General features: G+C 40.4%; 16 protein-coding genes. 6 read left to right on the forward strand and 10 right to left on the reverse strand.

The window, feature by feature from the left end:
- Positions 1 to 3 precede the first annotated feature (3 nt).
- From BM375_RS06875 to BM375_RS06910, 8 genes are all read right to left on the reverse strand, one after another.
- Entirely contained in the window at positions 4 to 909 is a 906-nt protein-coding gene (locus tag BM375_RS06875) for a flavodoxin family protein (protein ID WP_093364714.1), read from the reverse strand.
- An 18-nt stretch (positions 910 to 927) separates the two neighbouring features.
- On the reverse strand, positions 928 to 1809 hold the full coding sequence (locus BM375_RS06880) for an LpxL/LpxP family acyltransferase (protein ID WP_093364715.1): 882 nt from the start codon (positions 1807 to 1809) through the stop codon (positions 928 to 930).
- Positions 1810 to 1816: 7 nt separating this feature from the next.
- Positions 1817 to 2068, reverse strand: coding sequence for an acyl carrier protein (locus tag BM375_RS06885; protein WP_093364716.1), 252 nt, complete (start codon positions 2066 to 2068; stop codon positions 1817 to 1819).
- A complete protein-coding gene (locus BM375_RS06890) occupies positions 2061 to 3287 on the reverse strand; it encodes a beta-ketoacyl-[acyl-carrier-protein] synthase family protein (protein WP_093364717.1) in 1227 nt (408 codons plus the stop codon). Before BM375_RS06890 ends, BM375_RS06885 begins: the two co-directional genes overlap by 8 nt.
- Before the next feature lie 26 nt (positions 3288 to 3313).
- Positions 3314 to 3592, reverse strand: coding sequence for a Txe/YoeB family addiction module toxin (locus BM375_RS06895; RefSeq protein WP_093364718.1), 279 nt, complete (start codon positions 3590 to 3592; stop codon positions 3314 to 3316).
- Positions 3589 to 3816 (reverse strand): DUF2683 family protein, encoded by a 228-nt coding sequence (locus tag BM375_RS06900; protein WP_093364719.1) that lies wholly within the window; start codon positions 3814 to 3816, stop codon positions 3589 to 3591. The genes BM375_RS06895 and BM375_RS06900 overlap by 4 nt, the downstream gene beginning before the upstream one ends.
- Before the next feature lie 89 nt (positions 3817 to 3905).
- Positions 3906 to 4637: a flexirubin biosynthesis SDR family reductase FlxB gene (gene fabG, locus BM375_RS06905; RefSeq protein ID WP_093364721.1), complete on the reverse strand. Its 732-nt coding sequence runs from the start codon at positions 4635 to 4637 to the stop codon at positions 3906 to 3908.
- 9 nt (positions 4638 to 4646) lie between these two features.
- Positions 4647 to 6164 carry a flexirubin biosynthesis tyrosine ammonia-lyase FlxA gene (locus BM375_RS06910; RefSeq protein WP_093364722.1) on the reverse strand — a complete coding sequence of 506 codons (1518 nt, stop codon included), beginning with the start codon at positions 6162 to 6164 and terminating at the stop codon, positions 4647 to 4649.
- A gap of 132 nt (positions 6165 to 6296) precedes the next feature.
- On the opposite strand from BM375_RS06910, the gene BM375_RS06915 reads away from it, so the two are divergent.
- The 4 genes from BM375_RS06915 to BM375_RS06930 all read left to right on the forward strand — a co-directional run bounded on the left by BM375_RS06915 (position 6297) and on the right by BM375_RS06930 (position 9654).
- The gene (locus BM375_RS06915; RefSeq protein WP_212611637.1) at positions 6297 to 7550 is read left to right on the forward strand and encodes an NAD(P)/FAD-dependent oxidoreductase; all 1254 of its coding nucleotides are present in this window, start codon (positions 6297 to 6299) and stop codon (positions 7548 to 7550) included.
- A gap of 183 nt (positions 7551 to 7733) precedes the next feature.
- On the forward strand, positions 7734 to 8288 hold the full coding sequence (locus tag BM375_RS06920; protein WP_093364724.1) for a hypothetical protein: 555 nt from the start codon (positions 7734 to 7736) through the stop codon (positions 8286 to 8288).
- A 98-nt stretch (positions 8289 to 8386) separates the two neighbouring features.
- Positions 8387 to 9073 carry a hypothetical protein gene (locus BM375_RS06925; protein WP_093364725.1) on the forward strand — a complete coding sequence of 229 codons (687 nt, stop codon included), beginning with the start codon at positions 8387 to 8389 and terminating at the stop codon, positions 9071 to 9073.
- Between the two features lie 26 nt (positions 9074 to 9099).
- On the forward strand, positions 9100 to 9654 hold the full coding sequence (locus tag BM375_RS06930; protein ID WP_093364726.1) for a hypothetical protein: 555 nt from the start codon (positions 9100 to 9102) through the stop codon (positions 9652 to 9654).
- Between the two features lie 151 nt (positions 9655 to 9805).
- Here the strand turns inward: BM375_RS06930 and BM375_RS06935 are convergent, their stop codons facing one another.
- Positions 9806 to 10750, reverse strand: coding sequence for an aldo/keto reductase (locus tag BM375_RS06935; protein WP_093364728.1), 945 nt, complete (start codon positions 10748 to 10750; stop codon positions 9806 to 9808).
- 102 nt (positions 10751 to 10852) lie between these two features.
- A complete protein-coding gene (locus BM375_RS06940) occupies positions 10853 to 12064 on the reverse strand; it encodes an MFS transporter (protein ID WP_093364729.1) in 1212 nt (403 codons plus the stop codon).
- A 137-nt stretch (positions 12065 to 12201) separates the two neighbouring features.
- Here BM375_RS06940 and BM375_RS06945 point away from each other — a divergent pair, with 137 nt between their 5' ends.
- Positions 12202 to 12564, forward strand: a complete 363-nt coding sequence (locus tag BM375_RS06945) for a BlaI/MecI/CopY family transcriptional regulator (RefSeq protein ID WP_093364730.1) — start codon at positions 12202 to 12204, stop codon at positions 12562 to 12564.
- A 2-nt stretch (positions 12565 to 12566) separates the two neighbouring features.
- On the forward strand, positions 12567 to 14231 hold the full coding sequence (locus BM375_RS06950; protein ID WP_093364731.1) for a M56 family metallopeptidase: 1665 nt from the start codon (positions 12567 to 12569) through the stop codon (positions 14229 to 14231).
- The last annotated feature ends 2 nt before the right edge of the window (positions 14232 to 14233 follow it).

Consider the following 14233-nt stretch of genomic DNA (forward strand, 5'->3'; position numbering starts at 1 on the left):
TCGTTACACTCCTTCATAATGCGCCTTTTCCTTTCGGTATTTCAAGAAATACACGACAGGATATAGCAACAATTCTATCAAATATACAATCGGCGAAATACCGTATATCGCAAAAACTACATAGTACTTGAATAAGGTGACCAAACGTTTTCTTCGCTTGGGATTACGCCGTATAATCGACGACCAAATCCGAAACATCCGGTTTCCTTTTTGGTCCATGGATACCAGAAAAAACCGATAATCCACGGCACCTTGTTTCACCAAGTCCTGCTGTAGTCCTTCAAAATTAAGATTTTTTAGATAAGGTAAAATAGTTTGTCCAAATTTATCTGCCTCTTCTATTTCCTTATCAGATACTCCCGGTTTTGGGAAGATACCATAGGCCTTACGTTTCTTACCGGAGAACATCCAGTCCACAATCGTTACGACCGAGATCAGGTTATGGTGCCTATCCGTCAACGCAATATTGCCTACCAAAGTTGCACCACATTGCTGAAGAAGTACCTTCATCTTATCCTGCGCCAAAGCCCACATATTCCGGCTTCCACTAACCGTAACAACAGGTTTTCCTGCCAATATCTGATTCGCATAACTGCTTTTCATAAAGGAATTTACAGGTATAGAAGGTGTCAGATACCAGACCTGATAATGGACGATTACCAAATCGTAATTGGTTTCCAGTATCTTCGGGGCAGGGGGATGTATTTCCTCTGGAATTTGTTGGAAAGTTTCCGGAAAAGTATTGAAAAAAGCATCTGAGGTCCAGGGAAAGGGGAAGCTGTGCACCATCTTAACTTCATAAAAATCCACTTCTACGCTTTTAGCTTCTGCAAAAGGGCGTGCAATCGAACGGGCTATTTCTTCCAGTTGACCGGATTGTGAATAATATATAAAAAGGACTTTCTTCATACCTATTATTTAACCGTACTACTCGGGCTTTCTCCAAAAATCAAAAAAATTAAACCATTGTAAAGGATATTTTCTCAAAATGTGTTCTACACTTTCCGTATATGCCATCAAGTAGGAGGTTGGATTACGTCGTTTGACATCCTGTGCTTTCCGTGCATAAAGGTGGTAATGCAAGCCTTTCTCTTTCATAACATACACGAATATTACAGGTACCCCCAATCTGGAAGCGATATGAAAAGGACCCGCCGGAAAGGCGGCTTCCTCACCCAACAGATTCCCTTTCAATATTTTAGAACCATCAAAATACCGATCTCCTGTAAAGCAAATCAGCTCATTATTCGCCAAAACATCATTAATTTGGAAAATATGCGACATATCCTCTTTAATAAAGATATACTTTACGCTTGACTTTTCCGAAATACGCTCGATATACTTCTTGATAACGCTCCTTTCCTGATCTACAGATACCAGGTTAATCTGAAAGTTTACATCAATATCTGCGAGAAACTTTTCCGCAATCTCAAAATTGCCTACATGTGCCGATATTAATATCCCTCCCTGCTCTGCTGCCAATGCCTCTTTCAGATTTTCAATTCCGTCAAACTCATATGTGAAATAATTACGCATACCGGAAGATATAGCTACTTTGTCAATAATGGTCTGACCGAACACGAAATAGGTCTGGTACACTTTCCAAAAAGAACGCCATGAAGAGTATCCCTGTCTATGACGCAGGTAATAATAGATTCCCCGAAAATTTTTGGGATAAAAGACGAAATAATAAAAGGCCACAAAAATAAGAAGTCCATACGCAGTACGGACACCCAATTTTTTGATTAAAAATACAAATATTTTATAGCCAAGGAGTGTTCCCTTAGATTTTCCGTCCCATTGGCTCATGGTTCACTTAGTTTTTTGCCGCTATCTTCCGCTCGACAACATCATAAAAATCTTGGAATGTTTCCATTCCTGCAAAGTCCGCCTCGACTAACTTAACACCAAAATTAGATTCAATAATAACCACCAAATCAACATAGTCCAAGCTGTCCAGGTCAAGTGATTCTTTCAAAGATGCCTCTGGGTGGATCACATCCTCATCCACCTCGAACTCCTCCACCAATATCTCGTTTATCTTTTGATATATGCTCACTTTATTCATTATTATATTTCTTGACCACAATTGCGGAATTGGTTCCACCAAACCCGAAAGAATTAGACAAATATATATCAAATTCTTGTTTTATTGTCGTGGAAACGAAATTTAATTCCTTGATATCATCGTCCGGTTCTTCCAAATTGATATTCGGAGCAATGAAGCCATACTTCATCATCAAGGTTGAGTAAACAATTTCGGAAGCACCCGCCATCCAGCATTCATGCCCGGTCATTGATTTTGTAGAGCTAACATAAGGATGGTTTCCAAAAACCTCCAATATAGCCTTTGCCTCATTTGCATCACCTATAGGAGTAGACGTTGCATGTGCATTGATATAATCTACTTGATCAGCACTGATATTAGCTTGTTCCAAAGCACGTCGCATCGCCTTTGCTGGCCCTTCAATGTTGGGCGTAGAAATATGTCCGCCATTTGATGAAAAGCCATAGCCCAAAACCTCTGCAATAATAGGGACACCACGTTCTATCGCCGACTCATAGCTTTCCAAAATTATGGTAGCAGCTCCTCCACTTGGCACCAAACCTGTTCGATTTTTATCAAAAGGTCGAGAAGCCTGCTGCGGGTGGCTAATATCCTCTGCAAACACGCCAAGTCCATCGAAGCTGGCCATAGCATAAGGATTAATTTCCTGTGCTCCACCACAGATAATCAGATCCTGCAAACCCTGCTGGATAAGCATAAAACCTAAACCTATCGCATGTGAACCACTTGCACAAGCTGCGCTGATGGTCATATTCACACCTCCAAGTCCAAAAATAGTAGCTAAATTCATCGTGACCGTAGAATTCATGGATTTGAAAATAGCACCAGATCCTATCAGCTGTGTATCTTTTTTCTCACGAGCGATGTCAGTAGCTTCAATTACAGCTTTGGAAACACTGTCGTTCCCGTATAAGATACCTACTTCACGTCGCTGTATATCTTCTTCTGAAAGGTTGGCTTGCTGTAATGCTTCCACAGTAGCCATATATGCATATTCGGATTTCTCGCCCATGCTGATGCGTTGCCTACGGCTCAGAACCTTTTTAAGATCGGGAGTGGGCACTTTCCCTGTCAACGGAGATTTAAACCCGAAGGCTATACGTTCTTCATCAACCACAATACCAGAACGTCCCTCAAATAAGGACTTCCTCACTTCTTCTAGATTTGTCCCTATGCAGGAATAAATCCCCATGCCTGTAATAACGACCCTTTTATTCATTTACAATAACTTCGGAAAATAGTTGTTTATTTGTCGCCATAGTGTCCATAGGCTGAGAGCACCAAAACAGTTATCACCTCTTCCTGTATTTCATATACCAAACGATGTTCCGCGGAAACCCTTCGTGACCATGTTGGTTCAGTATAATGCTTCAATTGCTCGGGCTTCCCTGTACCTGTTTTGGGGTGTTCGGATATTTCTTCGAGCAGAATATTCAATTTTTTAAATAAAGCCTTGTTTCCACTTTTCTTTATTCGCTTTACATCTTCATCAGCCTCAGGCGTGAAAATTAATGAATACTTCATAACGAATTCAGATAAGCCTGAAGTTCTTCTTTCGTCTTTACATGAATCCCCTTGCCATCCTTTGCCTGCTGTTTTGCCCGATCTATTTTGGCATAAAACTCTTCTTCCTCCATTAACGTATCATCAGATCTACTAATTTCGAACCGCACCTTCATTTCTTCCAACAAAGATTTAAGCAAAGTTTTTTGCTTTTCGCTTTTCGGGTATATCGTTATGCTTTCCATAATCTTTACTTTTATTAAGCCCCTTTTGTAAAGATACAAAAAAATCAGTTTTTATGTACAGAGAACTATTTAATGGTAGTTAAATAGTATTAGCTATAAATTCCACCGTTAATATTGATAACTTCTCCTGTGATGTAACCTGCTTTTTTAGAAGCTAAGAAGCATACTAAATCTGCAACTTCCTCCACTTCGCCAAAACGGTTAGCAGGAATCAGCTTCACCAATTCTTTTTCATCCATTCCCTCCGTCATATCTGTACGGATAAATCCCGGAGCAACAGCATTCACTGTAATATTTCGCTTTGCCACTTCCTGGGCCAACGCTTTTGTAGCGCCAACTATCCCTGCTTTGGCAGCAGAATAGTTAACCTGTCCGGCCGTACCTTTCACACCAGAAACTGACACCATGTTAATAATACGTCCGTAACGGTTGCGTAAAAGCTTCTGTATGAAAAACCGCGTGACATGGTAAAAACCATCTAACGAAGTCCGCAATACAGACGACCAGTCATCCGGCTCCATCCACATCAATAGGCCATCTCGTGTAATACCTGCATTATTCACAATGACTTCAACAACAGCATCGGGGTGTTTTTCTGACCAGGATTGTAAAGCCTCCTGCACTTTTGTAAGGTCTCCTACGTCAAAGCGGATAATCTCGCCTGTAGCTCCTGCTTCCTCAACCAAAGCCAAGGTTTCACGTGCTGCAGCTTCGTTCCCTTGGTAATTAATTAAGATATGATATTGAAGATCCTCAGCTAATTTTTGACAAATTGCCCGACCAATACCACGTGAACCACCTGTAACTAATGCACACCTCATGTCTACTCTTTATTTCATCAAATAGTCTTTCACCGCCTGTATCGCAGGATAAAGCGGTTTATCATCCACAAAGGCTGGAACAATTACACGCACTTCTTCGTAAACCTTTTTGGTTTTTGAAGATACAAAATTTTGGTAATTTAAAATATCGATGGCCTGTAGAACCGAAATCATCTGTATCGAGAGTACCTCGAATGCGTTAATAATAACCTTATTTGCTAATACCGCAGCATTCGTACCCATACTCACAATATCCTGGTTATCGTTATTGTTCGGAATACTGTGTATATACATCGAAGTAGAGAGCGCCTGGTTTTCGGCAGTCGTCGATGTCGCAGTGAATTGCGCCCCCTGCATACCGAAATTAAAGCCCAATTTGCCCATATTTACAAAAGGAGGTAGTATCTCGTTGATTTTGCGGTTCATTAGATAATTGAGCTGTCTTTCAGAGAGCATGGTCAATCTGGTGATAGCCAATTTCAACTTATCCATCTCCAGAGAGATATAATCGCCATGGAAATTCCCACCATGGTAAACATTCTTATCTTCTACCGAGATAATCGGATTATCACTTACGGAGTTTAATTCGTCCTCCAGCACTTTACCCACCTGCTCAATGGTTTCCAGTACCGGACCTAAAATCTGAGGAACACAACGTAATGAGTAGTATTCCTGAACTTTATCTTTAAATATGTCTTCCTGATTATTTCCCGAGTAAAGGTCTTCTTCACGCTTTTTCACCAGATGGCTATCATCTAAGTGTTCGCGCATGCGCTTCGCAACTTCTTGCTGACCGGTATGGCATTTCACAGCATTGAGCGTAACAGAATAGTGGTCGTCATGTGCGCGTACAATTTCGTTCATGGCACAGGAAAGCCAAGTAGACCAACCCAACAGTTTCTGCGCATATACGTAGTTAACCAGCCCTGCACCAGTCATAACCGATGTACCATTAATCAACGACAAACCTTCCCGTACGACAACGTCAATTGGTTGTAGCCATTCTGCTTCAAATACTTCAGCAGTATTTCTGCGCTCACCTTTATACAATACCTCGCCTTCACCGATAAGCACCAGCGCTAAATGAGCTAATTGTACAAGATCTCCGCTTGCTCCAACACCGCCATGCGCAAAAATCACAGGAACAATATCCCGGTTAATCAATTCCGCCAACAGCTGTACTACACTTTTATGGATACCACTCTTTCCCTTAGAAACATTGGTTAAGCGTGTCAGCATAGCGGCCTTGACAATAGCTGGCGACAATAAATCACCTGTTCCAGAGGCATGGCTACGAATCAGATTATATTGAAGTTGTTGCGTATCCTGATCCTGAATACGGTATTGTGCCATCGGCCCAAAACCTGTATTCACACCATAAATAACTTTATTTGTTGCAAATTCTTTTAGAAAGTCATGGCTCTCTTCTATGATGGACCAGACTTCCTTGCTGACAGCCACATCCTGTTTATCAAATATTATCTCCTTAAACTGAGATAGCGTTAATCTATTATTGAGCGAAATCATGAAACGGGTTTATGTTCTTTCAAATTTTGGATTATACACGAAAAGACAAGATTTAACTCTTACCTTTGCCCTATACTTTTCAATACCTGCAAAAGTAATATATTTATACGTTAATTCATTATCTCATTGAATATGGAGGAAGTAGATATTCTAATCATTGGAGCAGGACCTTCTGGGTGTGTTGCTGCTGGTTATCTTCAACAAAAAGATGTGAAGATTAAAGTGATAGAAAAATCCAAATTCCCTCGCTTAGTAGTGGGGGAAAGCCTAATCCCCCGGGTGATGGACCATTTTGATGAAGCTGGGCTACTACCTGCATTACAGGCGCAGGGATTCCAACCTAAGCCTGGAGCTCGCTTTATTCGCGGAGAGGTCATTAGCATCTTTGACTTTAGCGACAAATTCGGTGAAGGATGGGACTGGACTTGGCAAATACCCCGCGCAGACTTTGATTACACCATGACTCAGGAGCTGCAACGCAAAGGCGTGGATATATCCTTTGAAACAGCGCTAATCGGGATACAGTTTAACGGAACAACGTCCTTATCCACCATTGCCGATAAAAACGGCCATCAATCCACGATTAAAGCCCAGTTTGTTATTGATTGCAGTGGATATGGTCGTGTATTACCACGTCTGCTCCATTTGGACAAGCCCTCTAAACTCAACCCACACTCGGCTATATTTTCCCATGTCCGGGACATCAACCGTCCGGAAGGCATTGAAGGAACACAGATTTCCTTCGATGTATTAGATACAGAAGTTTGGTTATGGGTTATCCCTTTCTCTAATGGCAAGACGAGTTTAGGAATTGTTGCAGACACGGATTTTATTGAGAAGCTTAAAGGCGATGGCGGCACAAAAGAAGCCTTACAAAAAGCTATTCAGCTATCTGATTTCTATGTCAATCGGTTCGCTAACACGACCTTTGAGTTTGAACCAATCCATTTAAAAAATTATTCTGCTGCCGTAACCCAGATGTTTGGAGATGGCTATGCCGTGACAGGCAATAGCAACGAATTTTTGGATCCTGTATTCTCTTCTGGAGTATGCTTTGCCACTGAATCAGGTATATTATCCGCAAAATTAGCCTATCGCCAATTACAGGGAGAAAAAGTAGACTGGCAGGTGGAATACGCCGATTATATGCAACGTGGTATTGATGTATTTACAACGTATGTAGAAGAATGGTATACAGGCAATTTGCAGACCCTCTTCTTTCACCGACCAGAAAATTTAGATGTAAAACGTAAAATCTGTGCTGTCTTAGCTGGCTATGTCTGGAATGAAGAAAACCCCTTCGTTAAAAAGCACGATCGCGTTATTAAAACAATGGCATATATGTTGGAAAATAACCAGTCTTTTTCCAGCGATGATATTCTCTAAAACTTAGCTTTCCAGTTTTTAACGGAAAGCTAAGTTATGCCCTTTTTCCCACTCAAACCCATTTTTGTATATACTTTGTAGATACAAACCATATACACATATACGTTTTGTCTGCGTTTAGCTATTGTGGCTCCCTGTTTTTATGCGGAACTTCATATCAGGTAATTTTAAAGCTATAACGTCATGTCTGAACCCAATTCACTTTACGTAAAAATCAAGATAAAAAAAGAGAATTTACAACAGTTCTTTCAACAGAAACCGTCCGCTCCAGTCATAGATGACAATTGGCGCACGTGGTGGACCAGCCGTGAGATGTATAGCAAACAAGAGCTGCAGCATCTCCCTGTCTACCGTACGCAAACCAATCGGCAGATTATAGACGAGTTCTTAGGCTATAGGGATATGGGAACCTTTGAAGGCTATGATGCGCATTCCGAATGTTGGACTTTTATATCGGTTTTCTTTAGTGAGAATTATGGAGAAATATTGCCAATGCTAGCTTTACTTAAAGACTTAGCAACGTATCAAGATGAAGGCGATGTAGGCATTGCGTTAATCTATGACCACCAATGGGGTGACGAAATGATTATGGCGTATATGGAGTTCATAAATCAAAAGGGATTACTTAAAAGTTATACAAAGACCAAGGAGGTTGATGAGAATGTCTTGTATTTAGCAAATCAAGAAATCAGCCAAGCTGTTGAAAAGTTTAATAAGCAATTGGGAGAAAGAGAATAAACACGTAAAACAACATTCATTAGACTAGAGCTATGAAAGGCTCTCGTGCAAAACAACAAATAATATACAGAACTTTAACTATATAAAAGCATAACATTATGTTCCTATCCATTCAGAAAATAGAGCAGACAGTACATCATATCGATTCGCTACAAAACCCTCAGAACCCTCACAATGCTATGGTATTGGGCATCTATCGCAACAAAGTAAACTCTATTGTCTATTCCGTATATACCAAGAAGACCTATGGCGAATATTGGGATACAGTCGATAATAAGAAAATCCCCAAAAGGTTATGGACTCCCGAAATGAAGGCTTATTATGAGCAAAAAGCCAAAGAGGCTCCCAAACCTCCATACATTTATAAGATTACTGTTGTAGGCTGGCTATTTGTGCTGAGTGCCATAGCGCTCTTTGGCTATCTGATTTACGATTCGGTCAAACCGCCACTTCCAAAATCAGAGACATACGTAGCCATGGAGCAGGTTCCATCGGAAGGAGATACCTATTTTGGCCGATATGAGATATACAAAGAAAAGGGAACCCCTATAGGCATGGAGGGCAATTTCGGTTGGTTTAAGGTTCTTAAAGTTGAAGGAGATGTCTACCACCTAGCAACATCGATAGAGATGAGCAAAAGCCACAAACCCAAAGAACAGCTCAACAACATAGATTTCAATACAGAAACTTTACCTCCGGTAAAATTAACAGAGCAGACCGGTTATAATATCCGCTTCAAATCCGACGACGGATTGACGGAAATATATATCACAGATAAAAAATAAAGTATGCAAGGTAATAACACTGAATCATGACAGTAAAAAAGATTATGGGAATCATCGCATTGGTCATATTTGGCGGCATTGGGCTGTTTATTTTCTTTCTCTACGCTACCATCAAAACAAAATCGACCAGTCTGGACAAGTACAAACCTTTCAGCGAGTGGCTCGGCAAAACGGTAACCCTCAAAAGGGAAACCGTGCTATTCAAAGAGAAAATGAGAATGAATACCAACGGCAAGTATCCTTATACCTTAATTGACAGCCTTCATGAAGGTTGGGAGTATATCCTAGCGCTAGAAGAAAATGGAGATGTCACCAAGATAACTACATTCCCAATAGGAACCGAACTGTCGTTAGAGAAGGCTATTCAGTATACTAACGGCGTATCTGGTTCATCCTATCCTACTATATTCGGAACGATAAAGAGCAACGGGAAGGAATATAAGGTAGGCTATCAATGGGGTAAGCTGGACTTATCTAAAAACTATTATCAAATTGAAAAAAGTTGGAAGTTTGATCAAGCTCCATGGCAAACCAAGCAAGATACAGCTGATTATGCTCTTCCGAAAGCAGATTTTTGGTAAAACTTTAGTATAAGAAAACAATCAGCAGGAGCAATTAAGCCCTTCATAATTTTCACAGAAAAACAAGGCGGCTTTACCTCCTTTTAGCATTAGTTCAGTTTAAACACACAAACAAAATTGGGCCACAATTCTTAAGTGTGGCCCAATTTTGTTATTTACTGGCGACATCTAATAAAGCCACATCCTCCTTATCCAGTTGTAGTGTTGGGGCAGCAAAAAGTGTTTGCAACTGATTTTCGCTTGTTGCACTTACAATAGGCGCTGTAATCAATGGGTTGTCCAACAACCAAGCCAAAGCGACAGTAGCCTGTTTTGTACCATACTTTTCCGCTACGGTATCCAATGCTTCCAATATCGCTTTCCCCCTTTCGTCAAAGTATTTCTTAATTCCACCCCCTCTGACCGTTTTATCGAAGTCTTCTTCCTTTCTATATTTACCAGTTAGAAATCCTGCTGCCAAAGACCAATACGGGAAGACACTAAGGTTATATTTATCCACTAAAGGAGCATAATCACGTTCAAAAGTAGTCCGTTCTACCAAATTATAGTGTGGCTGTAGGGCAATATATTTAGGTAAACCATTCTTTTCGGCCACATCAAAGCTTTCCCTTAACCTTTCTGGAGAAAGATTGGACGCTGCAATGTATCGTACCTTTCCCGATTTAATAAGTTCGTCATAAGCAGATAATGTTTCTTCTATTGGTGTTACCTTGTCGTCGAAGTGCGTATAATACAGATCAATACACTCCACTCCCAACCGACGTAATGATTCATCCGCTGATTGGAGGATATGCTTTTTACTGATATCAAAACCATGTTCTTTCGTTTCAGAACCAACTTTCGTAGCAATCACAATTTGTTCTCTCTTTCCACGGCTCTTTAACCATTTTCCTATAATTTCTTCCGATTGTCCTCCTGTCCCATTTACCCACCAAGAGTAGGTGTCGGCAGTGTCAATAAAGTTAAATCCCGCATCAACAAATTTATCCAGGATTTCAAAAGAACCTTGCTCATCCAATGTCCAACCAAAAACATTTCCTCCAAAACTAATCGGGGCTATTTCTAAATCGCTGTTGTTAATCTTTATTTTATCCATCTTATTATGTAGTTTATCATAGTTTAAAGTTAAGCTTATTTAAAAACATAAAGCTGTCAACTTAGTGGCTAAACGGAAAAATGACAGATAAAGTATACACAGCTATCTCCCCTTAATATTTGGCAAAAATCCTGTCACAATACCGATGAGTGGAAGATAAGAACAGACATGAAATATATATTCAATGCTTGTCCTGTCTGCCAGCCAGCCGAGGAGAGCTGAGCCAATCCCACCCATACCGAAGGCAAACCCAAAGAACAAGCCAGCGATCATACCCACTTTGCCAGGCACCAAATCTGTCGCATACACCAAAATAGCAGAAAATGCAGAAGAAATAATTATCCCGATAATAATAGCCAGTACCACTGTCATCGTTAGGCCCATATAAGGCAGAAGCAATGTAAAAGGTGCTGCTCCCAAAATTGATACCCAGATAATCAATTTACGCCCATACCGGTCTCCCAACGGCCCGCCTAAAATTGTACCAACCGCCACTGCCGCCAAGAAAGCGAAGAGGTAAAATTGCGATTGCGGTACTGTAACGCCAAACTTTTCTATCAAGTAGAATGTAAAATAACTGGTCATGGAAGCCATATAGAAATATTTGGAGAAAATCAGTACCAGAAGAATAACAATAGAACCAATAACTGTATTTTTAGAAAGAGCAGGTGCTTCTGAGCTGTCTTTTTGCACTTTTTTACGGGCGATTCCTTTTTCTAAATTTACTTTATACCATCTTCCGACAACAGAAAGCACAATAATACCCAGCAATGCGATAAGGCAAAACCATTGAATGTGCCGTTGTCCATGTGGCACAATGATAAGCGCAGCCAAAAGTGGACCTATAGCACTACCGGCATTCCCTCCAACCTGGAAAATAGATTGAGCAAGACCTTTCTTACCTCCAGAGGCCATCTGGGCAACACGCGAGGCTTCAGGATGGAACACAGAGGAACCAATCCCTATCAAAGCCACCGAAAGCAGAATAAACATAAAACTATTCGCGAACGACAATGACAACAAACCGATCAATGTAAACCCCATCCCGATTGCCAACGACATCGGATTAGGTCTTCTGTCCGTATAGTTCCCCACAAAAGGCTGCAATATTGAGGCTGATAGTTGAAAGACCAATGTGATAAGCCCCACCTGCGTAAAGGTCAATCTAAAATCTGTCTTCAGCATGGGGTAAATCGATGGTACTACCGCCTGCAACAGATCATTAATCATGTGACCGAAACTGATGGCAAAAAGTATACTATAAACTGTCGATTGTACAATAGATGTCTGTGAAGAGCTAACTGCTGTTTTCATAAAAACCACACTTGATTACTAAACGCACGAAGGTAGCCCTTTTCTCTATGAAAAGAAAAAACAAAAAAAATGTTAAATTATTTTGCATCTACGAATTCATTCGTATATTTGATTACGAAAACATTCGTAGATAAGATATGAAACCGACAGATAGCGAAATGGAAATACTGCAAGTCCTTTGGAAAAAGGAGCAATGCAGCGTGCGAGAGGTATATGAAGCATTGGATAAAAAGGATGTAGGTTACACAACCATCCTAAAACTTATGCAAATTATGCACGAGAAAGGCATGGTAGAACGGGACACATCATCCAAAACCCATTTATATACGAGTAAAATCAATCAAGAGCAGACGGAGCACACATTTTTAGACAAAATGATTGACACGGTGTACAATGGCTCCACCTCACGATTAGTGATGCAGGCCTTAGGTAATAAAAGAACAAGCAAGGAAGAAATTGCATTAATCAAGGAATATCTCGACAGCATAGAAAAATCATAGCCATGGAAACATTTGTACAACACCTAACTGCAGCATTGGGATGGAGCATCGTTCACTCCTTGTGGCAAGGAGCTTTGCTTTATAGCCTATTATGTCTGATCTACAGCCTTTGGCCAGAGACTAAAGCCAAATATCGCTATAGCCTTGCTTATGCCGCTCAGATATTATTGTTAACTCTATTTTTCAGCACATTATTTTTTTATTGTTGGAAACTATTTCCTTCTTCCACTACATTAACTAAAGATTTGACTCTTTTTAGTCCAGCAGAATTCTTTACGACACCAGTAAATAAGTGGGCTATTTTGGAACGTATGCTCCCATGGTTTTCCAGCATATACATATTAGGCCTATTATTACAATTGATTTTCTTCGGCAACAGTTTCTCAAAACTTCGGCAACTTCGCCGTTCAGGTTTATCGGAAGCCCCTATCGAATGGCTGCTTGCTTTCCAGGAACTTCGCCACAAGCTGTCTATCTCTAAGGAGGTTATATTACAGCTATCCGATAAAGTAGCTACACCGCTTACTATAGGATATTTCAAGCCGCTGATATTATTTCCCGTGGCTTATGCCGCTCAGATGGACATCAGACAGGTGGAAAGCATCCTTTTACATGAGCTTGCCCATATAAAACGTAATGATTACTTGCTCAATCTTATCAAAGTATGTATAGAGACTATCCTGTTTTTTAATCCCTTTGTATGGCTCCTATCAAAGCACATCGACACCGAACGCGAATATGCCTGCGACGATATGGTTGTCGAACAGATCCTTTCGCCTATCATTTATGCACAAGCATTATTGGCCATTGAAGAACAAAAACATATCTCTTCTAATCCTTATGCAATGTCAATCAACGGAAAACAACATCATTTACTACACCGCATAAAACGAATTACCAAAATGGAAAAGAATTACATCAACGTAAAGCAGCACCTGATTGCTATTGCTATCAGTACGCTGGCGCTGGGCGCGCTTGCATGGACTGCTCCAACAGAAACTAAAACGGAAGAAAAGGACACTAAAAATACGGTTATCATTCAGAATAAAAACCGAATATTATATTCTGAACCACTCATTGCCGAAGAAGCAGCTCTTCCTCTATTAACACTGCAAACGGACACAACGAAAAAGAAGAGCCAAGTGGTTATTATCAATAGGGATACAGTTTTGACACTCGACGAACAATCCCTATCACCGGAAATTCAGCACATACAGGCGTATTATAATTCTCCGGAATGGAAAGAGCACATTGCTAAGATTGAAGAAAATGCCAAAAAAGTAGGGGAATATTACAATTCACCCGAATGGAAGGGACATATCGATAAAATTGAAGCGAATGCCAAAAAGGTAGAAGAGTATTACAACTCTCCCGAGTGGAAAAATCAAATCGCCAAAATTGAGGAAAATGCTAAGAAAGTAGAAGAATATTATAATTCCCTAGAATGGAAAAATCAAATCGCCAAGATTGAAGCTAATGCAAAAAAAGTAGAGGAATACTACAACTCTGCCGAGTGGAAAGAACAGCTGGCCAAGATTGAAGCTGATGCTCGAAAGATAGGAGAATATTACAACTCCGTCGAATGGAAGCAAAAGGTTGCAGAAATCGAGGAAAATGCAAGAAAAGCTGTTGAAAAAGCCAAAGAGAGAGACAACAGAACACATTAATC

The organism is Sphingobacterium wenxiniae (assembly GCF_900116225.1).
GTDB classification, from domain to species: Bacteria; Bacteroidota; Bacteroidia; order Sphingobacteriales; family Sphingobacteriaceae; genus Sphingobacterium; species Sphingobacterium wenxiniae.

Coding starts and splice junctions, on each gene's coding strand:
- BM375_RS06875 (WP_093364714.1), bottom strand. CDS start 909: ATGAAGAAAGTCCTTTTTATATATTATTCACAATCCGGTCAACTGGAA.
- BM375_RS06880 (WP_093364715.1), bottom strand. CDS start 1,809: ATGAGCCAATGGGACGGAAAATCTAAGGGAACACTCCTTGGCTATAAA.
- BM375_RS06885 (WP_093364716.1), bottom strand. CDS start 2,068: ATGAATAAAGTGAGCATATATCAAAAGATAAACGAGATATTGGTGGAG.
- BM375_RS06890 (WP_093364717.1), bottom strand. CDS start 3,287: ATGAATAAAAGGGTCGTTATTACAGGCATGGGGATTTATTCCTGCATA.
- BM375_RS06895 (WP_093364718.1), bottom strand. CDS start 3,592: ATGAAGTATTCATTAATTTTCACGCCTGAGGCTGATGAAGATGTAAAG.
- BM375_RS06900 (WP_093364719.1), bottom strand. CDS start 3,816: ATGGAAAGCATAACGATATACCCGAAAAGCGAAAAGCAAAAAACTTTG.
- fabG (WP_093364721.1), bottom strand. CDS start 4,637: ATGAGGTGTGCATTAGTTACAGGTGGTTCACGTGGTATTGGTCGGGCA.
- BM375_RS06910 (WP_093364722.1), bottom strand. CDS start 6,164: ATGATTTCGCTCAATAATAGATTAACGCTATCTCAGTTTAAGGAGATA.
- BM375_RS06915 (WP_212611637.1), top strand. CDS start 6,297: ATGGAGGAAGTAGATATTCTAATCATTGGAGCAGGACCTTCTGGGTGT.
- BM375_RS06920 (WP_093364724.1), top strand. CDS start 7,734: ATGTCTGAACCCAATTCACTTTACGTAAAAATCAAGATAAAAAAAGAG.
- BM375_RS06925 (WP_093364725.1), top strand. CDS start 8,387: ATGTTCCTATCCATTCAGAAAATAGAGCAGACAGTACATCATATCGAT.
- BM375_RS06930 (WP_093364726.1), top strand. CDS start 9,100: ATGACAGTAAAAAAGATTATGGGAATCATCGCATTGGTCATATTTGGC.
- BM375_RS06935 (WP_093364728.1), bottom strand. CDS start 10,750: ATGGATAAAATAAAGATTAACAACAGCGATTTAGAAATAGCCCCGATT.
- BM375_RS06940 (WP_093364729.1), bottom strand. CDS start 12,064: ATGAAAACAGCAGTTAGCTCTTCACAGACATCTATTGTACAATCGACA.
- BM375_RS06945 (WP_093364730.1), top strand. CDS start 12,202: ATGAAACCGACAGATAGCGAAATGGAAATACTGCAAGTCCTTTGGAAA.
- BM375_RS06950 (WP_093364731.1), top strand. CDS start 12,567: ATGGAAACATTTGTACAACACCTAACTGCAGCATTGGGATGGAGCATC.